A 21,781-nucleotide genomic window follows, 5' to 3' on the forward strand; every position below is an offset into this window, starting at 1 on the left:
GCTTGATCATCTATTTTTTGCACGATAGATCATCTATCGTTTTACTTAGAATTTCCACGATTTAATGCTGTCACTCCGGTGCGTGATAATTCACGAATACCATATGGCTGTAGTAGCTCCACCATCGCATCAATTTTGGTCGTTTCGCCCACAACTTGTACCATGAGTGAATGAGTTCCGATATCTACTACAGAAGCACGGAACGTTTCAACTACCCCAAGTAATTCTGGACGAACTGAAGGTTCTGCATTTACTTTGATAAGCGCAATTTCTCGTGCTACTATAGCATTTGCACTCAAATCAATAACTTTAATAACATCGATTAGTTTGTATAATTGTTTTGTAATCTGCTCTAGCGTGCGCTCATCACCATCTGTGACGATAACCATTCTAGACAATCCCGGCTCTTCACTCGCTCCTACTGTAATGCTTTCGATATTGAAGCCGCGGCGTCCGAACAAACCAGCTACTCGCTGTAATACGCCCGGCTGGTCATTAACGATGACTGCGATCGTATTTTTCTTCATCATTCCGCATCCCCCATTATCATTTGATCAATCGTACTACCTTGCGCAACCATCGGAAAAACATTTTCATCACGATTAACGACAAAATCTACTACTACTGGTCCATCATGACGAAGTGCTTCTTCCCAAACAGCTTTTGCTTCCTCTTTATTCGTCGCACGTAATCCTTTTACGCCATATGCTTCAGCCAATTTAACAAAATCTGGGCTACCAGCAAGATCAATATGACTAAAACGATTTTCGTGAATTAACTCTTGCCATTGGCGAACCATTCCAAGTACTTGATTGTTAATAATAACAACCTTCACCGGTATTTTATTGATCGCACAAATTGCTAATTCTTGCGCACACATTTGCATGCCGCCATCACCGTTGATCGAAATAACAACCCGATCAGGATTGGCCATTTGTGCACCGATAGCAGAAGGGAATCCGAAGCCCATCGTTCCAAGACCACCAGATGTCACCCATGAACGTGGTTTGTTAAACGGATAATATTGCGCCGCCCACATTTGATGCTGTCCAACGTCTGTTGTTACTATTGCATCACCGTTTGTCGTTTGATGAATATGCTCAATTACCCATTGTGGTTTCAACACTTCTTCTGAATCGTTGTACGTATACGGGAATTCAGCTTTGGAATCTCGTCTTGACTGTCTCCACTCATCAGCAAGTGTCGCTTTACTTACTAGTGTATTTAGTTGTGTAAGAACAGTCTTTACATCACCAACGATAGGGATATCTGTCGGAACATTTTTCCCGATTTCTGCTGGATCAATATCGATATGAACTATTTTTGCTTTTGGCGCAAAACCGTCTAATTTACCTGTCACACGGTCATCAAATCTAGCTCCGATATTGATTAACAAATCTGCATTTTGTAAAGACAGGTTCGCAGTATACGTGCCATGCATTCCCGGCATCCCTAACCACAAATCATTGCCACTCGGGAAAGCTCCTAGTCCAAGCAATGTCGTCGTAATCGGAATTTCTGTTGTGGTAACAAACTCTAACAATTCCTCATGTGCGCCAGAATAAATAACACCGCCACCAGCTAATATAATCGGTTGTTTCGCTTCTTTAATCGCTTTTGCTAACTTATCCAATTGAAGCTTGTTTGGAGAAATCGTCGGATTATAACCGCGAATATTGACCGATGTAACTGGCTCAAATAACATTTTTGCTGCTGATACATCTTTTGGTATATCGATTAATACTGGACCTTTGCGACCGGTATTGGCAATATGAAACGCTTCATGAATAACACTTGCCAAATCCTTCACATCTCGCACCAGATAACTATGCTTCGTTATTGGCATTGTTATTCCTGTAATATCCGCTTCTTGAAACGCATCCGTTCCAATAAGAGATGAAATAACATTACCAGTAATAACTACAAGTGGAACCGAGTCCATATAGGCAGTAGCAATACCAGTAACTAAATTGGTTGCTCCCGGACCTGATGTCGCTATACATACACCAACTTTTCCACTTGCCCTTGCATATCCATCCGCTGCATGGATAGCTCCTTGTTCGTGCCTTGTCAATAAGTGATTGAAGTCTGGATTCCCGTGCATCGCATCGTAAATATACAACACTGCTCCACCAGGATAACCAAACACACAATCTACACCTTCCAGTAGTAAACTGCGCAGTAAAATTTCTGACCCAGACACTACTTCAGGTTTCGATAATCTTTCCATTAATTCTGCTTTCGACTTTAGCGTTGCATCTTGCGTTGCCATTAGTCATCCTCCTCTCAAGAAAAAAAAGCCTTTCGTTCCTCTTGCTTCAATACTGAAGCGAAGAGGGACGAAAGGCTGTGCTTCCGTGGTACCACCCAAATTCATTGCTATCTTGCGATAGACAATCTCAATAAGTAACACAAATAAATGTGTATTACTTTGGGCACTGTAACGCTTGCCTTGCGATTTCCCCTAATAGGTTAATACTTTTCAGGGAAACAGCTCCGAGGTGAGCTCGTAGAAAAGGGATTTTGGCGATGGTTTCAGCTAATCCAACCGCTCTCTGATCAAAAGGGCCCTTGACACTTCGTCCTCATCATTGCTGATACATTATGCGATCTACAGATCGAGATAATAACAATATCTTGTAACACTTTAGACTATTATATGCTGTTACTAGCTATCCGTCAAGCATTAGCATATGCAATTTTACCAAAAACCATACGAATCATTATAACCATAATGACCTTGATTTCCGCAGTCACCTTTTCCACAGCCACCGCCAAAATTAGCAGATGCTCCCCAAGCAATGGCACCGATCGCAATAATACCTAATAGCGTAAGGGCGATAATACACTTGGTATGAACTTTTTTTCCTTTTCGACTACTTTTCGATCTGCTCGGCGATATATAAAGCGTATTGCCTTGTATTTTTACTAATTTTCCAGAAACGACTTTACCGTTTTTCTGTACGGCGTATATCTTTTTTCCGACCAACTTACGCGCACGCTGTTTGGTAACGGTATTTTTCATCATTTTCCTCCTCCTTTTCTACACTATCCTCTAGCGTATGTTTTGGAGGAACGAAATGCTTGTTCATTCGTCTCTAGTTGTCCATAATATAAAAAAACTGCCTCTCTTCTCCAAGCAATGCTGGAGTGGATAGACAGTTTGATCTATTCAGAAAACGATACGTTCACTGAACTAAGAAGCGTTAATTTTTTGTTTTGCTACAGTAGCTAGTGAATTGAAAGCACCGATATCATTAACAGCTAGTTCAGCCAAAATTTTACGGTTAACTTCTACACCAGCAAGACGCAAGCCATGCATAAATTTGCTGTATGACAAGCCATTGATACGAGCAGCCGCGTTAATACGAACGATCCATAGTCTACGGAAATCGCGTTTTTTGTTGCGACGATCGCGGTATGCATACATTAGTGATTTATTTACTTGCTCTTTTGCTGTTTTAAACAGACGATGTTTCGAGCCAAAATAACCTTTGGCTAATTTCATAATTTTCTTACGACGACGAGCACGGACAAATCCGCCTTTAACTCTTGCCATGAAAGGAACCCTCCTGTTAGTAAGTGTTGCTTACTTCACCTATTATTTTTTCAAATTTCCTAATTGTTGTTTCAAACGACGTACATCGCCAGCTGCCATAAGCGGTTGCGTACAAAGTACACGTTTTTGACGAGCTGATTTATGAGAAAGCAAATGGTTACGATATGCTTTATAACGTTTTACTTTACCAGTACCAGTAATTTTGAAGCGGTCTTTTAGACTGCTATGTGTTTTCATTTTAGGCATGTCTCAATGTTCCTCCCTGATTTTCACTACAAAATTAATTAGTCTTAGGAGCAAGGATCATAATCATATTACGACCTTCTAGCTTCGGAGTACGTTCTACCATACACATATCTTCAACTTCTTTAGCAAGGCGCTCCAATATTTTCCTGCCAATATCTGCATGTGTAATTTCACGTCCTCTAAAACGTACAGAAGCTTTAACTTTGTCGCCATCTTTGAGAAACTTAACTACGTTACGAAACTTCGTTTGGTAGTCATGTTCTTCAATGTTAGCTCGAAACCATACTTCTTTCACATCAACAACTTTTTGATTTTTACGAGCTTCTTTTTCTTTCTTTTGCTGCTCATAACGGAATTTTCCGTAGTCCATAATACGACAAACAGGTGGTTTTGCTGTTGGCGCTACGTTAACCAAATCAAGGTTAGCATCAACCGCCATCTGTAATGCTTCACGAATCGGTGTAATACCGATTTGTTCCCCCTCTGGACCTACTAAGCGCACTTCTCTAGCCCGGATATCATCATTGACTTGATGTTCTCTGCTAATTGTGTGACACCTCCAATATTATTTGTAATCATATATGAAGATAAAGGATTTACCTTGCCTCTTCCCCTATAAAAACTAAAAAACGCAGGCTCTGAGAGAACCCGCGTTTAATAATCAATTGACACACACCACATACTAATTACTGAAGTTTTGCTAAAAACTTAGCTTAGATACGGAGCGTAACAGATTATAGCGAACCAGACAGCACTAGCTGCAAGGTGAGAAGCGGGTGCTTCTACTTAAGCGCAATATCTTTTACTAATATTACCTTGTATACTATAGCATAGTCCATTTCACTCTGTCAAACACTTTCTCTATTCGCCGCGTACTTCTTCTAAACGAAGCACTCTCGTGTGCCTCGTATGACTCCACGTCTTATTGTTCTGCGTAAAAAAGGCATATAATGTAATCGGCCACCAAGTAATTAAGAAAAGCGGTAATGTTAATAGCTGCATATACATTTTCCCATTAGTAACACCTTCAGCTTTAAGTGCAATCGGAAACTGTAATACCATAGCAGAAACAGCAACAGCTAATACCCACCACGGCAAGTGTTCATAAACCGTACTAATGGTATTCGCCCCAGGCAACATGTGATCCACCCAGTACCACGCCGTAAGAACAAAGCCAAGTAACGTATTATATACCGAAACTGTATAAACTGCTGCATCAAATTTCGTTATATTTCGTTCTTTAATACTCGCCCATAGTAATGGGAAAAAATATTTACGAGCGACAATAAAGTGCCCTTGCATCCAGCGCAATCTTTGTATGACAGATGCTTTTAAACTGACTGGCTTTTCATCGTACACTTTCGCATCATAGTTCAGTACAGGATATATTCCCCGTTCGACACAACGCATCGAAAATTCGAGATCCTCCACTAGACTAGTTGCTCCCCAACCCATCTCTTGTAACACTTTTGTCTCAAAGCACATCCCTGTACCACCAAGAAAATTGCTCATTTGCAAATTTTTCCGCGACAATTGCCATAATCGATTACAGTACCAATACGTAATGGCATAACCTGCTGTTATCCATGAATCATCCGGATTTTTCGTATCCAAATATCCTTGAATGACTTGTTTCCCCGCACACAAATCATCATTCATATGCTTGAGAAAGTCTTTTTCTACTAAATTATCGGCATCAAACATAACTACAGCATCATACTTTTCTGGCAAATCCCACAGTTTTTCTAACATCCATTCAATAGCATAGCCTTTTCCTCGTTGTTGCACATTTTTTCTAACAAACGCCTTCACACCATGCGCTTTAACAATTTGTTCCGTTTGATCCGTACAATTATCACAGATAACAAAAATACGATACAACTCATCTGGATAGTCCAATTGTTTCAAATTTTCGATCAAAGCGCCAATAACTGTTTCCTCATTGTGTGCTGCAACTAAAACAGCAAAAGACTTTTTTGGTGCTTGTCGCTCACTACTTTTATTTTTCTTTAGTCCAAACAGCGACAAACCAAATTGATAAACTGCAATAAACACAAGTAATATTTGCAATGTCAAAAACAAAGCCGAAGAAATCATACACGATGCCCCCTTATTTATTTCATTTATGGTTAGACCCTAGACCCATCATGGAATTTGCTCATCTGACCTTTATAAAAATAGAGCAATTCGAGTTTATTCTGCCCCAAAATCGAAATAATAAAAATTATTTTGCTATTTCAATAAAATATTGCTAGAAAGCAATGGAACTTTTGCAGCATTAGGTTTATACTCAACACATCATTACATGCTACAATTTATCGATCAGCTAACGAATCAATGTCCAGTTATTCCAATAAATGCTGGCAACAAGTTTAAAAGGAGGGCATGCAGATGGATAATTGGATTCAAAAATGGCGAGCACGTGAAGAGATTTTTTTCAATATTATGAATGAACGAAGACATGGCAGAAAACGTTATCGAATCATTAATCAATGGCTTAGTTTTATTACCCATACAGGCGGAGCAAGCTTTACACTTGCCGCTTCCTTAGTCATTGCTCTTATAGCAAATAAACAATGGAGTACAGCCGGCTGGCATTCTTTTTTGGCTGTCATCCTTAGTCATATCCCTGTTTTTTTAATTAAACGGTTTTTCAAAAGACTTCGTCCCTATCAATCGCTCGAAAAGGTATTTACTGGAAACAAATTATTAAAAGATCCTTCCTTTCCTTCCGGTCACACGACTGCTTCTTTCGCTTTTTTAACACCTTTAGCCCTTGGAAGCGGAGCAGTGGCATTTATCGTTTGGCCAATAACGTTGGTCATCGGCTTGTCAGTAGCTTGGTCACGTATGTATTTGGGACTGCACTATCCTTCTGATGTTATTGTTGGCATGTTTATCGGTAGTATTACCGGTTTGTGCGTTAGTTTGCTCGCAGGTCCTTTTCCATTTTAAATAAACAACTCAAAATAACCACCCTATCGCTGCTCGCTTGAGCAATATCAATAGGGTGGTTTCCTTTGTGAACTAATGCTTTTATATTTAATGACGTATAATACCAAAATATTTTGCTAAAAACTGTTCATATTGCTCACTTGACTGAGCTACCAATACTTCGACACGATCATTTGTAAATATACGAAACTCATCTCCATGAAGTGTGTTTCGACCATCGGCAGTACGAATGGCGACCATTGTAATTTGAGTAAAAATCGACGCAGGGCTATGCTCGCACCAATATGATGCCATCACATAATCTTTGGCAAGTTGTGGCTCTTCCGTAAACGAGTACAACCATTTCCAATCTCCACGTTTCCGCTCCAGCAATACCCAACCATACAAGGGATGTTGCTCCAACTTATAGCATTCGTCCCCTTGCTGCTGCTCTTCTGCTTCCACGAGTAAGATAGGAGTTTGTGGAACAATGCCGCCTACCCCTACATCACAAAGCCATCTTTCCCCTTCTGCTTCCACTACAAGTACTCGATGTCTTCTTTTAGGAGGTGGGTCTTCTTCATCTCGCCAAGATCCGGTAAAGCCTATCCGCTTTAAGTAATCATCAACGCTCAGATGAGGCTGCTCTTGCATCACAGTACCCTCCTACCTACACTCTATCAGCTATTTCACACTTGTATTGTTTCTCGAAACTTTCGGATCGCCTGCTCACCTACAGCTGCTTCTAATCGATAAATCGGCATTCCTTGTTCCATAAATTTCGATTCATATTCCGTAAATACTAAATCTTCACGTGGACCGTCTTTATGTAAATCAAGTGCAATATTGCCTAACTTCCATTCTAACTGCGCAAAGCTATTCAACGAAAATTCAAATAAAGAGCGAGAATCTGTTTTAAAATGAATTTCTCCACGATCATTTAAACTTTCTTTGTATTTATTTAAAAAGTTAGGATGCGTTAGGCGACGACGAGCATGCTTCGCTTTCGGCCACGGGTCACTAAAGTTCAAATAAATTCTTTCTAATTCATTAGCTGCAAATATCGTTTCGATCGATTCAATGTTCGCACGTAGTAATAGTAAGTTTGCTGGAGCCGCATTGTGTTGTTCTAGGTGAAGCTCCTTTCCCTTCTCACTCGCACGATATATAAGTTCGTCATACATATCGACACCTATAAAATTTATATGCGGGTAACGAACGCTCATTTCCGCTATAAAACGACCTTTCCCCATTCCTAGCTCTACATAAATAGGTTGATCGTTACCAAATAACTGCTGCCATTTCCCTTGATGTAAAGCACCATCGAGAACGACTAGTTCTGGTTGTGCTTGCAAAATTTCTAGTGCCCCTTTTTTCCCTCTTAAACGCATAGTAATCTATTTCCTCCTGCCGTAAATTTCAACTCATATCGAACTTATTATATCATTCTTCTTCCCGTTTACCTATCAATAATTACGCTGTTAATATGCTGAATACTAGCTACTTTGATACAAATGGATTTCCGGTCTCCCAAAATCGATAAGGATAATGTCTCGCCGCTCCACTATTTGGAATACCGATTCTTGGACCTATACTAATTTCCTCTACTTGTCTACCAACAGCAATAAATAACGGACGTTTTGTCGCATGATTTCCATAGTCGTTCATCGTAATACCTAGTGCTTTCGTCAGTTTCCCAGGACCATTCGTTAATTGATGTAACGATTTATCTAATCCACGTCGCTCCTGCATTAAGGATAAACCGATATGTGGTTCAACCGCCCGAATCAATACTGCTTCCGCTACTCCTACTGGTTCACAAACGATATTAACAAGACAATGGGTATGCATCGTGTAGGTGTACACATGTCCCGGCTCATGATACATTATTTCTGTTCTAGCCGTTCTACGATTGCCAAAAGAATGAGCGGCTTGATCAGCTACTCCAGTATATGCTTCTGTTTCGACAATCCACCCTGCTGCTATTCCTTGCTCTGTTTCTTTTACTAATAACATGCCAATTAACGACTGTGCTAAAGCTACTGTACTTTGTCCGAAAAACGATGCCTCTACTGGTACTAACGACATAAACAGCTCCTCCTATACGTTCTGCGTACTTACCACACATTATATATCTAGCCCCTATAGAACAGCCATTTCTATTTACATTTCTATTTATAAATTAACATTCCAATCTAATCATCTTGTTAGTCATCTCACACATGCACTTATTTTATGTAAATATACAGCAAAATGAGGCTGCTCTTACGGGACTCTGATGACCCTCGGAAGATAACCTCATTATAAAACAATATATGTTTGAACTCCGCTACTCTATGCAGAATCCGTACTTTGACTAGCAATTTGTTCCATAGCCAATTGTAATTTCTTGCGAGCAGATCGTTCTATAGAAAGATCCTCTCGAAACCTAACTCCGGTAAGTACCATCAGTTCCTTCTTCGTTAATGTTATTGTAATTTGTTCTTCACCACCGGGAACTTTTACATTACTGCTCATTAGATACCACCTCATCCATTCATTTCTTTATCGATTGGACTCATTCCTTTATACTTTCAATTATAACACTCTCTGTAAGGGTTTTCAAATGAATTGATTGATCATTTCACAACCTATTTTATTTTTTAACAAAGGTTTGTCATAGCATTTGCGAGTAATATTCGTTAAAATATATGAAGTTATAAGTGATTATAGAAAGGTGAATCTATTCCCTCATGCTAACTACTAACACCTCCAATACACCGTTATTATGGAGTGACAAACGATTCCACACGTGGAATTATGAAATGCGTGAGCAATTTGGACAAAAAGTATTTAAAGTGATGCTTGATGCCGGCTTTACATGTCCCAATCGGGATGGCACAATAGCCAAAGGCGGCTGTACCTTTTGTAGTGCACGAGGTTCAGGTGACTTCGCAGGAAGTCGTCGTGATGATTTGATTACACAATTCAATACTATTCGTGATCGACAGCATCAAAAGTGGCCCCATGCGCAATATATTGGTTATTTTCAAGCCTATACGAATACTTACGCTCCAGTAGATACATTGCGTGATTATTTTGAATCTATTTTACAACAACCAGGCGTAATAGGGTTATCCATTGCTACTCGACCCGACTGCTTACCTGATGATGTCATTGCCTACTTAGCTGAGCTCAATAAACGCACCTATTTATGGGTAGAGATGGGATTACAAACGGTACATGAATCTACATCTGAACTTATTAATCGAGCGCATGACACATCTTGCTTTACCGAAGCTGTCCAAAAACTACGAGCACATAACATTCGGGTTTGCGCCCATATTATTTATGGTTTACCAGAAGAATCTCACGAGATGATGTTGCAAACTGGGCAAGCTGTAGCCAATATGGATGTACAAGGAATCAAAATTCACTTGCTACATCTTATGCGAAAAACACCAATGGTGCGCCAATACGAGGCTGGTCTCCTGCGCTTTCTTGAACAGGATGAATATATCAAACTAATTGTTGATACGTTAGAATTTTTACCGCCGCATATGATTGTTCACCGACTTACTGGTGATGCACCGCGTGATTTATTAATCGGCCCCATGTGGAGTATGAAAAAATGGGAAGTACTTAACAGCATCGATGCTGAATTAAAAAGACGTGATAGTTGGCAAGGAAAGTATTGGAGGTAAACGATGGGGTTTTTATCTGTACTAAGCACCGCTCATCTTTGGATTAAACAGCGAGTACAAGTAGGCGAACCAGTAATTGATGCAACTTGTGGTACTGGTGTCGATACGTTAGCATTAGCGGAGTTAACTGGCAAACATGGCTTCGTCTATGCATTTGATATCCAGCAAACAGCAATTTTGCAATCCGAAAAACGATTAGCAGCTACGCCCAATTATGAATCTTTAGCATCTGTACAATTTATTAAAGGCAGCCACAGTAATATGAACGACTATATTAAAACAGAACATCAGCAAAACATCGCCGCCATTATGTTTAATCTCGGATATTTGCCTGGTGGCGATGAACAGATTATAACAGAACCAAGCAGTACGATTGCTGCACTAGAACTTGCTATCTCTTTACTTCGTAAAGGGGGTATAATAACATGTGTATTATATCCTGGTCATGCGGGAGGGGCAGAAGAAGCACAGCTCGTAGAAAGTTGGACACGACAACTTCCTGTTCATTTAGTACAAGTAGTGAAGTACCAACAAATGCAACGCGAACGTTCCCCCTACTTAATTGCAATCGAACGTAAATAATTTATCAATCTCTCATTTCTATTGAGATTTACACACTTTATGAAAATATTACATCACAGGATAGGAGAATAATTATGTTGATACAACCATACCCTTTACGCTTTACACCTTTACTAAAAGAACGAGTTTGGGGCGGCAATGCTCTGGAGCGATTTGGTCTACAACTACCAAACGATCATATTGGTGAAGGATGGATGATCGCCGATCACCCTAACGGTGTTACTACTGTAGAGAACGGGCCACTTGCTGGCAAAGGACTAGATGAGATTCGCCAAACTTATGGACAAACATGGTTCGGTACGAATGGCTCGACTAGCGACAACGGACGTTTTCCGCTTCTTATCAAGCTTTTAGATTGTAATGATGACCTATCTGTACAAGTACACCCGACAAACGATTATCAATATTTGCCTGAAGGTGAGCTTGGAAAAACAGAAATGTGGTACGTTTTGGACGCAAAACCTGGCGCACACATTATTTATGGATTACAAGAAAATATTACACGTGATCAGCTCGAAGCTGCAATCAACAATGGAACGATTATGGACACGCTCAATACCATTACGGTAAAAACAGGCGATGCTTTCTACATTCCTGCTGGAACAGTTCATGCACTTTGCTCCGGCATTGTTGTAGCCGAAATTCAACAAAATTCAGATACTACGTACAGACTATACGATTACAATCGTCCTGGTCTAGACGGTCAACTACGCGAACTGCATATTGAAGATTCTTTAAATGTCATTGCTTATGATGGAGCGGGTGCAACGTATACAGCAACAACCGACGTTGACAACAAACAGTGGCTAGAAATTGCCGCTTCGCCTTATTTCACTGTCCACTATGGTAAAGTAACCGATCAATGGCAACTGCAAACACCAGCAAATAGCTGTGTTATCCTCGTCATCGCTACCGGCGAAGGTAACATCATCTGGGGAGACCAATCTCTCTCCGTAACGAGCGGACAATGCTTGTTGCTACCAGCAACGCTAGGTTACTATCAGCTTACAGGAACGATGACTGTGCTACAGAGTACCATCCCTAATCAATAAGCAGCCATACGGCAACACCACAGGATAGATTTGTAAGAAAAAACGTACAAAGGGACTTCGGCAGACCGATGAAATGAGGGCTTTGTATGATAATTCATATAAACGGACTGGGATTGACCTTTGAAGTGGGAGTTTTGTATGATATATCATATAAACGGCCTGGGATTGACCTTTGATATGGGAGCTTTGTATGATATATCGTATAAACGAGCTGGGATAGATCACTAGAGCGTAGGGTTTGTACGATAAAATAAGGCATAAAAAAGAATGATGGAAAACGCGATGTTTTCCGTCATTCTTTTATTTTTGGAACTTATTAAATAGCACATTTAGCACATTTTTTTGCAACTCTATATTTTAGATGAGCGATGGGTGCCCGGCATCTACTAGCTTGGTGAAAATTTCTGGTTTCTCGCCTGGTGTAAGTGCATAGAGCACAATTAGCCATGTACTCACTTGTTTGCGTATGACACCTGTCGTTAAAAATAACGGTAGATCAAAGGCAACTTGCTCGATTACCGCATGTTTTTGCAATTGTCGCTCATTTAATTGGAGCGCTGCAAATTCATCAGAAACGAGTGCTGGTGACTCGATGAGTTCACGAATTTGTTTATTCCAATCTGCTTTATCACGCCCATGCTCCCACCAGATTTTACGTGGTTTGTAGTTATGGGCTTGAAAATAATCCAGCTGCATCAAACCAAGCACGACTGTCAAATCTAATTTACTTATCGTATCAGTGACCTCTGTCGATTGATCACTCGCTACTTTTTGCAAAAACTGCCACAGCCTCATAAACAAATCTTCTAACTGGTGTCCAATTTTTTGCCATCCTTGTTCTTCCCAGAAATCTCCGAATAACTGAAAGAAATCGAAGGGAGAATCAAATACATGATCGACCAAATATAATAATGTATGATCCATCCGATGTGCATTCCAATACTTTTCCAACACATCTTCTACCCGTTTAATGCGGACGATATCACCAAATGGCATCAGATCGTTACCAAGCATTTCGTATGGTGCTTCATCCATATAGGTGTAGCCCCACTTTTCCGCATCAATCCGTAATCCGGTTCCACGCAACATCTTCAAAAATCCAAGCTGTAGTTCTTCTGGACGTAAAGCGAACACATCATTGAATGTTTGGCGAAATGTATCGTATGTTTCCAGCGGCAAACCAGCAATGAGATCCAAATGTTGAGCAATTTTCCCTGAATCACGAATAGTTGTAACGGTACGTTTTAGCTTATTCCAATTTTGTCTCCGCTTCACCGCTAAGTTGGTCGGATCATTCGTTGATTGCACGCCGATTTCGAACCGAAAAACACCAGGCGGAGCATGTTCAGCCAAATAATCCAATACTTCCGGGCGCATAATATCAGCGGTAATTTCGAACTGAAATACAGAACCACCATGATTTTCGATTAAAAATTGGAACATTTCCATTGCATATTCACGCTTAATATTAAATGTACGGTCAACAAACTTAATCAGTTTGGCGCCCGATTCAATCAAATATAAAATATCCGACTTCGTCCGTTCAATATCAAAATATCTAACCCCAACTTCAATACTGGACAAACAAAATTGACAACTAAATGGACAACCTCGACTCGTCTCGAAATAAACCACTCGATTACCCAACTGCTCGATATCTTCTTTAAAGCGATGCGGCGACGGTATATCGTCCAAATTCAGCTTCGGTCTTGATGGCATAATATATATTTCTTCTCGATCTTCTAATTGCTTGCGATAGGCAGCGCCGAATACCATATGATACTTTTGCGTTGTCGTTATTTCAGTTAGCAGATGATGGAACGTTTCTTCCCCTTCACCCATTATAATAAAATCAACTTCTGGCAATCGTTTCATCCAATATTCGGTGTCGTAGCTCACTTCCGGTCCACCCAGAATAATTTTCAATTGCGGGTTAATTTTTCGCAACATTTTAATAACCGTAATCGACTCTTCAATGTTCCAAATATAACACGAAAAACCAATCACATCCGGCTGTTTCGCATACAAATCAGAGACAATATTCATCGCTGGATCTTTAATCGTATACTCTACGATTTCAATATCAAAATCACGCTCACTATACGCTTTCAAATAACGTAAAGCTAACGATGTATGAATAAACTTGGCATTCAAAGTCGTTAGTACAATTTTCATAGCTGACATCTTCGCCTCACTTTTATAAACACACTCTTATTTCATTTGTTTAAATATCTCTTGTTTTCATATACATTTGATCTTTAAATTGCAGTTCAAACACAGAATAACGCACTTTCCACTTTTCATTCGACAATGATGTCACTTCACCATCGGTAAGCCCTCGCGGCTTAAAACTATAATCTCGCTCGAATGAAATTGTTAGTTGTACCGTTTCATTTGGTAGCATTTTGTGCAATTGGTTACCAAGTTGAATTAACCACGCTTGTATTTCCACTTTGGCACTCGTACTATGGTACAAATAAAAAATCGGATCAATGTTAGCATTAATAACTAGCCAATTACTTGCATCTCGTTCTACTTTCCAATCGGTTAACTTTGCCGAACCATAGGAAGTATCAATAGAACTATAGTTTTCCCGAATCACTCGAGTAATATCCGTAGGCGATGAGCCTACTAAACTAGCAGGTAGTTTTGATGGTAGAAATGCAGCCTTTTGTTTTGCCTGCTCCGTTACTTCCCCAACTAATTCATTCATATAGTAGCCACTGATCGCATAGCCAATACTAGCACTCGTATGGGGAAGTTTCGCTGTAGTCATCCCAATAATGTTACCATACTCATCAATCAAAGCACCACCTGAGCTACCATGATCAATCGGAGCGCTGAATTGAAATATAGCAAAGGACAAATTACTAATAAGCCCTTCACTGATTGTATTTGTTACTCCTAGTGGGCTACCAAGTGCGTACACTTTGTCACCTTTCTGAACATGGAAACCACTATCCACAGTAGCTGCTTTCAGCCCTAACTGTTGATCTGTCATCACTATCGCTATATCACGCATCTCATCTGTTGCTACAACACCTTTGACTTTCAAAGAGTCTCCATTGATTGTCTCAATTATCGCTTCTTGCGCACCTTCGATGACATGATAATTAGTTACTACAAGCTGATCACCAATTACTATGCCGGTTCCTTGAGCTTCATTTGTTAATATAGTAACAATACTTTCATCTAGCATTTCTACTATTTGCGCACCTGATAATTTCGATTGATTGGAAGTAACAGCTGGTTTTCCTGGTTGTTCTGTTAGTTTAATTGCTTCATACATAGCTGTCGTCAAATGAATCGTTTTTTGTGATGCGTTTACTGCTAATTTAACTTCAAAAAGCTCTGCAAACGCTCGAACCGGTACATATATTCGGTTATTTTTCTGCATTGTAGTAGCGGTAAGTTTTTTCATATCTCCATTTATGTAAGCTTTCGCTTCTCCAACTTTAAATGTTACTGTAGTATTACCATTTTTTGCAATGACTGTATTGGTTGTTTTTTCATATTGATAGCGGATCGCTAGCGATGAAAACAAGTCTGACATCGTTACATAAGTAACTCCCTTTTCTTGCAGCAATGCCGCTTTTAGCTTTACTTCTTTGTCATCCACTATCAATCTATATGGACTTATTTGTTTGTTATTTGCAGTTACTACCGAAGCTACCTTTTCGTAACTTGCAGCTTCCACATACATTTGATGCTCCGCTCCATTCAAAAAAACACCTATGGACGGCACCCATAACAAAGCGATGAGTAAGGCAGCTACCCATTTGTACTTAAACTGTTGATGCATTTCTCCAGCTCCCATTCCTATCTTATTGCAACTATCGTAACCTATCAATCTACCACTGTCTATATCATTGGAAAAAAACATCAAATAAGGTGCTATCTGCATGGATCAGATTGCACCTTACTTCATTTCCTACCCATTATCCTCTGTAGTGCTTAACTATTATTGCGCGTCTGGCACAAAAGAACGAGCTGCAAATTCACTATCTAACATATAAAATGCATTACTATCTTTGTCAATACGCTTCAGCTTATTAATAATGCTATCGAACAAAGCTTCTTCTTCTACTTGCTCATCGATAAACCATTTCAAAAAATTAATTGTTGCATGCTCACGCTCATTTAACGCTAGATCAGACAGATTATAGAATCGCTCTGTGTTCAATTGTTCATGTGCATAGCCTTGTTCGAATGTATCTAACACTGACTTGTAGTCATTCTTCGGTTCACCTAGTTCTTGCAATGTAACACGGCGACCCCGATCATTTAAAAACTTATATATTTTCATCGCGTGAAATCGTTCTTCTTCAGCTTGTACGATAAAGAAATTCGCAAAGCCATCCAAACTATCCCCGGAGCAATACGCAGCCATTGCTAAGTATACATGCGCAGAATAAAATTCAAAGTTCATTTGATCATTTAGAGCTTTTGCCAGACCATCATTCATCTCCAGGCACCTCATTTTCTATTTTTTAACTACTGTATTATTTTAGCATACTTTAAGCTGTTTCACTAATGAGATATTTCCTGTTGCAACAACTCAAGTGCTTTTTTCATTTGCGTATCTTCTTTTGTTAATTTGTCGCGGAGCTTTTCTACTATTAAAAAACCTGTTTTATCATCGAAATTTCCATTTACCGGAATTCCTTCTGCCTGTTGTAATTGTTTTAAAGCTTCTTTCGTCTGTTCATCGAATATGCCCAATGATTGCTTGTTTGCTAAATAGCCGAGTGCTTGTAGCATTTGCTGCAACGTTTTGACATCTTCACCGTAACTGCCTACTTCGATCTTTGCTCCTATAGCTAGTGGTCGCAAATAAGCATACTCCGGCATTTTCACCTCTATATCTGGTTTCACACCTTCTTTATTTATCCAAACACCAGTAGGTGTTTTCCACTGCGCTTCTGTTAAGCTAAGAACCGATTGATCTGGAAAATTAGAGACAGATTGTACAATCCCTTTGCCAAATGTTTTCTCCCCTACGATCGTCATTCCGGCGGATTCTTTCAGTGCAGCAGCCAACACTTCACTTGCACTCGCTGATTGCCCATTCACTAATACGACGACGGGAACGTCTAACTTTTCTTGTTTATAAGCTTCGTATGAATCTACTCTACGTTCATTTTTATAAACAACATCTAACACCTTTTTACCTTCTGGAATAAATTCACTCGCAATCGCAATCGTTTCATCAAGTGCCCCACCTGGATTCGAACGCAAATCTAATACAATACCTGCTATCGGTCCTTGTTGTTTTAGCGCACTTAATACATCTTTAAACTCTTCATGAGTTCTACCTGCAAATCGGTTGATCGTAATGTGGGCAATATTATCGGCTAATCGTTCAAATGTTACGGTCTCTACTTTGATCGCTTCTCTTTTTAACACTATTTCTATTGGCTCAGCGACACCCGCTCGTTGAAACCGAACAGTTACACTGGACCCTTCTTTACCTTTTATAACAGTGATCAATTGCTGCAAGCTCTTACCACTAATTTCCTCACCATCTACCGCAACAATCACATCTCCTGCCATTAGTCCACCGCGTTCAGCGGGCGTATCCTTTAGTACAGCATTAATAATAAATTTCCCATCCTCCTCCCGCATTTCTGCACCAATACCATAAAACTGTCCAGATAAAGATTCACTATACTGCGCTCCTACTTCACCAGATAAATATTGGGAATACGGATCTTCCAAAGAGGCGAGCATTCCCGATGCTGCACCGTTAATTAATTGACGAGGCTCAGCACCGTTCAAATAATTACCCATCACTTTATTATAAGCTGCTGATAAGTTTCTAAACTCCGTTTCCTTCACAATCGGATGCTTCATCTGAATCCAAAAAATACCTGCCAAAAATCCAAAAACAAACAAAACAATAGCTCCCACTAATAATAGCTTTGTACTTTTTTGTTTATTCGTCTGATCATATCCTTGTTTCATGTTTATATCTCCTTGTACGATTTGCTCTAGTTCGCTACAATCATTAGTAGAAGAAAAAAATAATAAATGGTTCGATAATGAAAGGAGCTTTACTACATAGTATGTATAAATTAGTTGCAATTGATGTAGATGACACATTACTTAACGATGAACTTATTATTTCGGCTGCCAATCAAGCTGCTTTGCAAAAAGCAGTAGAGCAAGGAGTGACGATTACACTTGCTACAGGTCGCATGTATGCTTCTGCCAAACAAATCGCTCGTCAAATAAATCTCGATGTTCCTATTATTACGTATCAAGGAGCTCTAGTCAAAACTTTGCAAGACGAAGTGGTTTTATACTCTCAATCTGTACCAAAAGAAGCTGCTGCAATTATCGCAGATTACGCCGCTATGCATCAATTACATTTACAATTTTTTATCGATGATCAATTATACGGATTAGAAGATAATGAGATCATTCAACAATATGCACAAATACGACATATCCCTTATCAAATTGAAACGGATTACAAATCTTTAGTTACCAAACCACTAAATAAACTACTTATTATCGATGAACAGCAAGATCTCGATCAAATAGCTAAGGACTTGCACCAATTAACAGGTCAAGAGCTTAATATTACAAAATCCAAATCATCCTTTTTAGAAATTACACATCCAAAAGGAACGAAAGGACATGCCTTACAGTTTCTAGCCGAACATATAGGCTGCACAATGGAAGAAACGATAGCCATCGGTGATTCTTGGAATGATCACGATATGATCGAACTAGCAGGATTGGGTGTAGCAATGGGCAACGCCACGCCACAATTAAAAGCAATCGCCGACTACATTACCGCAACAAACAATGACGACGGCGTAAAAGAAGTTATTGACAAATTTGTACTCCACTCATAAATCGTCCGTAATATACGACAGGCCCCTACTCGTCATCAGTTGACTGAATAGAGGCCTGCACTATTATTCGAACTTTAAACCGCGGACTTATCGCGTTTGCAATTACCTTTTTCACATTCATTAAATGTACCTATAAAATCAAGACGATGGTCGTGTACTTTGAAACCAAACTCTTTTTCTAATTTTTCTTCTAAGCTCGTAAGCCAATCTTCTTTTATTTCTTCTAACGCTCCACATATATCACAAATAAGATGATGATGCATATGTTCGTGATCTTCGCCGCGGAGATCGAATCGAGCAACGCCATCTCCAAAATTCATCTTCGCTACAATATTCAATTCCGCAAGTAACTCTAACGTTCTATAGACGGTAGCTAATCCAATTTCGGGAAATTTTTGTTTTACTAACATATATACATCCTCAGCGCTTAAATGATCTCTTTCGTGCTCTAATAATACACGAACAATGATTTCTCGCTGAGTCGTTAATTTATAGCCATTTTCCATTAAGCTTCGTTTTACTTTATCAATCTCAGTTGATATGCTCATTGAATAGATCCCCCTCTCTTCCACGTACATCACGTCTTCTTTTATAATAATTCTAATCTAATGTTATGCTATTTCAATAAAATGCGCAACCACTTCTCGTCACATTCAAACTTTTATCCGTATTTTCTAATCATTTTTGAACATTTGTGAACAAAAAAACAGTTGAACAGGATTTCCTCCTGAACAACTGCTCTCCTATTTATCTTCGATTATTCACCATTAATAAAGTAGATTACTTCACCAATCGTAATATTGGCTTGCCCTTGCGTAAGATCAGTCATCCACTCAACAAACGATTGTTCATCGTCTACCTCCGGCAAACAGCGTACAATTACACGATCGGTAAATTCCGCTTCCCCCACTCGAGTACCGCGATTATGTAGCTCATTTTCTAATCTACCATACCACGTATAATCAACATCTACTAACACTTCACGATGCAAAACATATTCGATTTCTTCGGCTGCTTCTATGCCAACTACCGCTCCGTCTGTATAAGCCCGAACAAGTCCACCTGCACCAAGCATAATGCCACCAAAATATCGTGTAACGACAACAACAACATTTTTTAACCGTTTATTTTTGATCACTTCCAAAATCGGTTTACCTGCCGTACCGCTTGGCTCCCCGTCATCAGATGCTTTCTGATGTTCGTCCCGCTCCCCTACAACGTAAGCGGAGCAATTATGAGTAGCCATTCGATGCTGTCGTTTAATTTGATCAATAAAAGCAATCGCTTCTGCTTCTGTTTCTACAGGCTTTGCGTGTCCTATAAATCGTGATTTTTTGATAACTATTTCTTCGTTTGCTTCACGTCTTACTGTCGTATAACGTTTCAGCATAATATCATCTCGCTACCCTTCTATCGGGATCTTCTCTTTTACAGACGAGCTTCAAGTTCCGCTTTTTCTTTTTCAAATCCTGGTTTACCAAGTAGTGCAAACATATTTTTCTTATATGCCTCTACTCCTGGCTGATCAAATGGATCAACACCCAATAAGTAGCCACTTAACGCACAAGCTTTTTCGAAGAAATATACTAAATAACCAAATGTATATGGTGTCATATCATTAATATTAACGATCAAGTTCGGAACTTGCCCATCTGTATGAGCTAACAACGTTCCTTCAAAAGCTTTTTTGTTCACGAAATCTAATGTTTTTCCAGTTAAGAAATTCAATCCATCCAAATCATCTTCATCATGACCAATCGATAGATGGTGTGCAACTTCCTTCACTTGAATAACTGTTTCAAAAATATTACGATTTCCTTCTTGAATGAACTGGCCCATCGAGTGCAAATCAGTAGAAAAATCAACCGCTGCCGGATAAATTCCTTTATAATCTTTTCCTTCACTCTCGCCAAATAATTGCTTCCACCATTCCGATACGAAATGTAGACCCGGCTCATAGTTAGCTAAAATTTCAGTTACTTTTCCTTTGCGATATAGCGCATTACGAATTGCTGCATATTGATATGCTTCGTTCTCTGCCAAATTAGGATTCGCGTATTCTGCTGAAGCTGTTGCAGCACCAGTCATCATCGCATCAATATCAATTCCTGCTACCGCAATTGGAAGCAAACCAACAGCTGTTAATACAGAATAACGTCCACCTACATCGTCTGGAATAATAAATGACTCGTATCCTTCTTCAGTAGAAAGCTTTTTTAGTGCGCCTTTGGAAGCATCAGTCGTTGCATAGATACGTTTGCGTGCTTCTTCTTTTCCATACTTCTTCTCTAGCTCTGCACGGAATAGACGGAATGCAATGGCAGGCTCTGTCGTTGTACCAGATTTTGATATGATGTTAACAGACCAATCTCTACCTTCCAATAGCTGCATAAGATGTGTTACATAAGTTGAGCTAATATTATTTCCTGCGAACAATACTTGCGGTGTTTTGCGAGCATCTTTCGGTAATATATTATAAAAAGAATGCGAAAGCATTTCGATTGCAGCACGAGCTCCCAAGTAAGATCCACCAATACCGATAACGATTAGTACTTCAGAATCGGATTGAATTTTGCTTGCTGCTTGTTTAATACGGGCAAACTCTTCTTTATTATAATTAGTTGGCAAATCGATCCAACCTAAATAATCAGAACCAGCACCAGTTCCATTATGCAGTTGCTCATGAGCAAGTTTAACCGCATCTGTAAAATAATCTACTTCATGTTGTCCGACAAACGATAATGCTTTACTGTAATCAAAGTGAACTGCTTTAGTCATGGAAATAAATACCCCCTCATTTTACTTCTATTAAGAATATCGGATTTGTCTTACAAAAACAAGGTTAAAAACTACAAATAACGA

At 39.4% G+C, this 21,781-nt stretch carries 23 protein-coding genes; 5 read left to right on the plus strand and 18 right to left on the minus strand.

Annotation, left to right across the window (positions count from 1 at the left end):
* Window positions 1-41: 41 nt before the first annotated feature.
* The 7 genes from ilvN to ACFSTH_RS15395 all read right to left on the minus strand — a co-directional run bounded on the left by ilvN (window position 42) and on the right by ACFSTH_RS15395 (window position 5,899).
* Entirely contained in the window at window positions 42-530 is a 489-nt protein-coding gene (gene ilvN / locus ACFSTH_RS15365; protein ID WP_377769421.1) for an acetolactate synthase small subunit, read from the minus strand.
* On the minus strand, window positions 527-2,272 hold the full coding sequence (gene ilvB, locus ACFSTH_RS15370; protein ID WP_377769422.1) for a biosynthetic-type acetolactate synthase large subunit: 1,746 nt from the start codon (window positions 2,270-2,272) through the stop codon (window positions 527-529). Before ilvB ends, ilvN begins: the two co-directional genes overlap by 4 nt.
* A 429-nt stretch (window positions 2,273-2,701) precedes the next feature.
* A complete protein-coding gene (locus ACFSTH_RS15375; protein ID WP_377769423.1) occupies window positions 2,702-3,028 on the minus strand; it encodes a hypothetical protein in 327 nt (108 codons plus the stop codon).
* A 168-nt stretch (window positions 3,029-3,196) separates the two neighbouring features.
* Window positions 3,197-3,559, minus strand: coding sequence for a 50S ribosomal protein L20 (gene rplT, locus ACFSTH_RS15380; protein ID WP_377769424.1), 363 nt, complete (start codon window positions 3,557-3,559; stop codon window positions 3,197-3,199).
* 42 nt (window positions 3,560-3,601) lie between these two features.
* Window positions 3,602-3,805, minus strand: a complete 204-nt coding sequence (gene rpmI, locus ACFSTH_RS15385) for a 50S ribosomal protein L35 (protein WP_377769425.1) — start codon at window positions 3,803-3,805, stop codon at window positions 3,602-3,604.
* A gap of 34 nt (window positions 3,806-3,839) precedes the next feature.
* Window positions 3,840-4,352: a translation initiation factor IF-3 gene (gene infC / locus ACFSTH_RS15390; protein ID WP_377769508.1), complete on the minus strand. Its 513-nt coding sequence runs from the start codon at window positions 4,350-4,352 to the stop codon at window positions 3,840-3,842.
* A gap of 314 nt (window positions 4,353-4,666) precedes the next feature.
* A complete protein-coding gene (locus ACFSTH_RS15395; RefSeq protein ID WP_377769510.1) occupies window positions 4,667-5,899 on the minus strand; it encodes a glycosyltransferase family 2 protein in 1,233 nt (410 codons plus the stop codon).
* A 297-nt stretch (window positions 5,900-6,196) separates the two neighbouring features.
* Between ACFSTH_RS15395 and ACFSTH_RS15400 the strand changes: the two genes are divergently transcribed.
* Window positions 6,197-6,760 (plus strand): phosphatase PAP2 family protein, encoded by a 564-nt coding sequence (locus ACFSTH_RS15400; RefSeq protein WP_377769426.1) that lies wholly within the window; start codon window positions 6,197-6,199, stop codon window positions 6,758-6,760.
* 87 nt (window positions 6,761-6,847) lie between these two features.
* Here ACFSTH_RS15400 and ACFSTH_RS15405 read toward each other — a convergent pair whose 3' ends face one another.
* From ACFSTH_RS15405 to ACFSTH_RS15420, 4 genes are all read right to left on the minus strand, one after another.
* A complete protein-coding gene (locus ACFSTH_RS15405; RefSeq protein WP_377769427.1) occupies window positions 6,848-7,393 on the minus strand; it encodes an arylamine N-acetyltransferase family protein in 546 nt (181 codons plus the stop codon).
* Window positions 7,394-7,428: 35 nt separating this feature from the next.
* Window positions 7,429-8,130 carry a tRNA (guanosine(46)-N7)-methyltransferase TrmB gene (trmB, locus tag ACFSTH_RS15410; protein WP_377769428.1) on the minus strand — a complete coding sequence of 234 codons (702 nt, stop codon included), beginning with the start codon at window positions 8,128-8,130 and terminating at the stop codon, window positions 7,429-7,431.
* Window positions 8,131-8,239: 109 nt separating this feature from the next.
* The gene (locus ACFSTH_RS15415; RefSeq protein WP_377769429.1) at window positions 8,240-8,827 is read right to left on the minus strand and encodes a DNA-3-methyladenine glycosylase; all 588 of its coding nucleotides are present in this window, start codon (window positions 8,825-8,827) and stop codon (window positions 8,240-8,242) included.
* 246 nt (window positions 8,828-9,073) lie between these two features.
* Complete coding sequence (locus tag ACFSTH_RS15420; protein WP_377769430.1) at window positions 9,074-9,256, minus strand: hypothetical protein; 183 nt, start codon at window positions 9,254-9,256, stop codon at window positions 9,074-9,076.
* A 215-nt stretch (window positions 9,257-9,471) separates the two neighbouring features.
* Here ACFSTH_RS15420 and ACFSTH_RS15425 point away from each other — a divergent pair, with 215 nt between their 5' ends.
* The 3 genes from ACFSTH_RS15425 to ACFSTH_RS15435 all read left to right on the plus strand — a co-directional run bounded on the left by ACFSTH_RS15425 (window position 9,472) and on the right by ACFSTH_RS15435 (window position 12,056).
* Window positions 9,472-10,422, plus strand: coding sequence for a TIGR01212 family radical SAM protein (locus tag ACFSTH_RS15425; RefSeq protein WP_377769431.1), 951 nt, complete (start codon window positions 9,472-9,474; stop codon window positions 10,420-10,422).
* Window positions 10,423-10,425: 3 nt separating this feature from the next.
* Complete coding sequence (locus tag ACFSTH_RS15430; protein WP_377769432.1) at window positions 10,426-11,004, plus strand: class I SAM-dependent methyltransferase; 579 nt, start codon at window positions 10,426-10,428, stop codon at window positions 11,002-11,004.
* 77 nt (window positions 11,005-11,081) lie between these two features.
* The gene (locus ACFSTH_RS15435; protein ID WP_377769512.1) at window positions 11,082-12,056 is read left to right on the plus strand and encodes a type I phosphomannose isomerase catalytic subunit; all 975 of its coding nucleotides are present in this window, start codon (window positions 11,082-11,084) and stop codon (window positions 12,054-12,056) included.
* 357 nt (window positions 12,057-12,413) lie between these two features.
* Here the strand turns inward: ACFSTH_RS15435 and ACFSTH_RS15440 are convergent, their stop codons facing one another.
* From ACFSTH_RS15440 to ACFSTH_RS15455, 4 genes are all read right to left on the minus strand, one after another.
* Window positions 12,414-14,231, minus strand: coding sequence for a B12-binding domain-containing radical SAM protein (locus ACFSTH_RS15440; RefSeq protein WP_377769513.1), 1,818 nt, complete (start codon window positions 14,229-14,231; stop codon window positions 12,414-12,416).
* Window positions 14,232-14,280: 49 nt separating this feature from the next.
* The gene (locus tag ACFSTH_RS15445) at window positions 14,281-15,960 is read right to left on the minus strand and encodes a trypsin-like peptidase domain-containing protein (RefSeq protein ID WP_377769433.1); all 1,680 of its coding nucleotides are present in this window, start codon (window positions 15,958-15,960) and stop codon (window positions 14,281-14,283) included.
* A gap of 57 nt (window positions 15,961-16,017) precedes the next feature.
* Window positions 16,018-16,521, minus strand: coding sequence for a ferritin (locus tag ACFSTH_RS15450; protein WP_377769434.1), 504 nt, complete (start codon window positions 16,519-16,521; stop codon window positions 16,018-16,020).
* Between the two features lie 65 nt (window positions 16,522-16,586).
* Window positions 16,587-18,020: a S41 family peptidase gene (locus ACFSTH_RS15455; RefSeq protein ID WP_377769435.1), complete on the minus strand. Its 1,434-nt coding sequence runs from the start codon at window positions 18,018-18,020 to the stop codon at window positions 16,587-16,589.
* Between the two features lie 101 nt (window positions 18,021-18,121).
* Between ACFSTH_RS15455 and ACFSTH_RS15460 the strand changes: the two genes are divergently transcribed.
* Entirely contained in the window at window positions 18,122-18,919 is a 798-nt protein-coding gene (locus tag ACFSTH_RS15460; RefSeq protein ID WP_377769436.1) for a Cof-type HAD-IIB family hydrolase, read from the plus strand.
* A 74-nt stretch (window positions 18,920-18,993) separates the two neighbouring features.
* Here ACFSTH_RS15460 and fur read toward each other — a convergent pair whose 3' ends face one another.
* The 3 genes from fur to ACFSTH_RS15475 form a co-directional block, all read right to left on the minus strand.
* A complete protein-coding gene (fur, locus tag ACFSTH_RS15465; protein WP_377769437.1) occupies window positions 18,994-19,467 on the minus strand; it encodes a ferric iron uptake transcriptional regulator in 474 nt (157 codons plus the stop codon).
* 209 nt (window positions 19,468-19,676) lie between these two features.
* Window positions 19,677-20,309, minus strand: coding sequence for a YigZ family protein (locus tag ACFSTH_RS15470; protein WP_377769438.1), 633 nt, complete (start codon window positions 20,307-20,309; stop codon window positions 19,677-19,679).
* Between the two features lie 38 nt (window positions 20,310-20,347).
* Window positions 20,348-21,697, minus strand: coding sequence for a glucose-6-phosphate isomerase (locus ACFSTH_RS15475; RefSeq protein WP_377769439.1), 1,350 nt, complete (start codon window positions 21,695-21,697; stop codon window positions 20,348-20,350).
* Window positions 21,698-21,781 lie beyond the last annotated feature (84 nt).

This window comes from Paenibacillus yanchengensis (assembly GCF_042684845.1).
In the GTDB taxonomy this organism is placed as follows: domain Bacteria; phylum Bacillota; class Bacilli; order Paenibacillales; family Paenibacillaceae; genus Pristimantibacillus; species Pristimantibacillus yanchengensis.

What these genes read in the sequence shown, in the direction of transcription:
- ACFSTH_RS15445 (WP_377769433.1), bottom strand. Translation starts at nt 15,960, where the DNA reads ATGCAGATAGCACCTTATTTGATGTTTTTTTCCAATGATATAGACAGT.
- ACFSTH_RS15460 (WP_377769436.1), top strand. Translation starts at nt 18,122, where the DNA reads ATGTATAAATTAGTTGCAATTGATGTAGATGACACATTACTTAACGAT.
- ACFSTH_RS15375 (WP_377769423.1), bottom strand. Translation starts at nt 3,028, where the DNA reads ATGATGAAAAATACCGTTACCAAACAGCGTGCGCGTAAGTTGGTCGGA.
- trmB (WP_377769428.1), bottom strand. Translation starts at nt 8,130, where the DNA reads ATGCGTTTAAGAGGGAAAAAAGGGGCACTAGAAATTTTGCAAGCACAA.
- ACFSTH_RS15475 (WP_377769439.1), bottom strand. Translation starts at nt 21,697, where the DNA reads ATGACTAAAGCAGTTCACTTTGATTACAGTAAAGCATTATCGTTTGTC.
- rpmI (WP_377769425.1), bottom strand. Translation starts at nt 3,805, where the DNA reads ATGCCTAAAATGAAAACACATAGCAGTCTAAAAGACCGCTTCAAAATT.
- rplT (WP_377769424.1), bottom strand. Translation starts at nt 3,559, where the DNA reads ATGGCAAGAGTTAAAGGCGGATTTGTCCGTGCTCGTCGTCGTAAGAAA.
- ACFSTH_RS15450 (WP_377769434.1), bottom strand. Translation starts at nt 16,521, where the DNA reads ATGAATGATGGTCTGGCAAAAGCTCTAAATGATCAAATGAACTTTGAA.
- ACFSTH_RS15455 (WP_377769435.1), bottom strand. Translation starts at nt 18,020, where the DNA reads ATGAAACAAGGATATGATCAGACGAATAAACAAAAAAGTACAAAGCTA.
- ACFSTH_RS15430 (WP_377769432.1), top strand. Translation starts at nt 10,426, where the DNA reads ATGGGGTTTTTATCTGTACTAAGCACCGCTCATCTTTGGATTAAACAG.
- ilvN (WP_377769421.1), bottom strand. Translation starts at nt 530, where the DNA reads ATGATGAAGAAAAATACGATCGCAGTCATCGTTAATGACCAGCCGGGC.
- fur (WP_377769437.1), bottom strand. Translation starts at nt 19,467, where the DNA reads ATGAGCATATCAACTGAGATTGATAAAGTAAAACGAAGCTTAATGGAA.
- ACFSTH_RS15405 (WP_377769427.1), bottom strand. Translation starts at nt 7,393, where the DNA reads ATGCAAGAGCAGCCTCATCTGAGCGTTGATGATTACTTAAAGCGGATA.
- ACFSTH_RS15400 (WP_377769426.1), top strand. Translation starts at nt 6,197, where the DNA reads ATGGATAATTGGATTCAAAAATGGCGAGCACGTGAAGAGATTTTTTTC.
- ACFSTH_RS15420 (WP_377769430.1), bottom strand. Translation starts at nt 9,256, where the DNA reads ATGAGCAGTAATGTAAAAGTTCCCGGTGGTGAAGAACAAATTACAATA.
- ilvB (WP_377769422.1), bottom strand. Translation starts at nt 2,272, where the DNA reads ATGGCAACGCAAGATGCAACGCTAAAGTCGAAAGCAGAATTAATGGAA.
- ACFSTH_RS15440 (WP_377769513.1), bottom strand. Translation starts at nt 14,231, where the DNA reads ATGAAAATTGTACTAACGACTTTGAATGCCAAGTTTATTCATACATCG.
- ACFSTH_RS15470 (WP_377769438.1), bottom strand. Translation starts at nt 20,309, where the DNA reads ATGCTGAAACGTTATACGACAGTAAGACGTGAAGCAAACGAAGAAATA.
- ACFSTH_RS15425 (WP_377769431.1), top strand. Translation starts at nt 9,472, where the DNA reads ATGCTAACTACTAACACCTCCAATACACCGTTATTATGGAGTGACAAA.
- ACFSTH_RS15415 (WP_377769429.1), bottom strand. Translation starts at nt 8,827, where the DNA reads ATGTCGTTAGTACCAGTAGAGGCATCGTTTTTCGGACAAAGTACAGTA.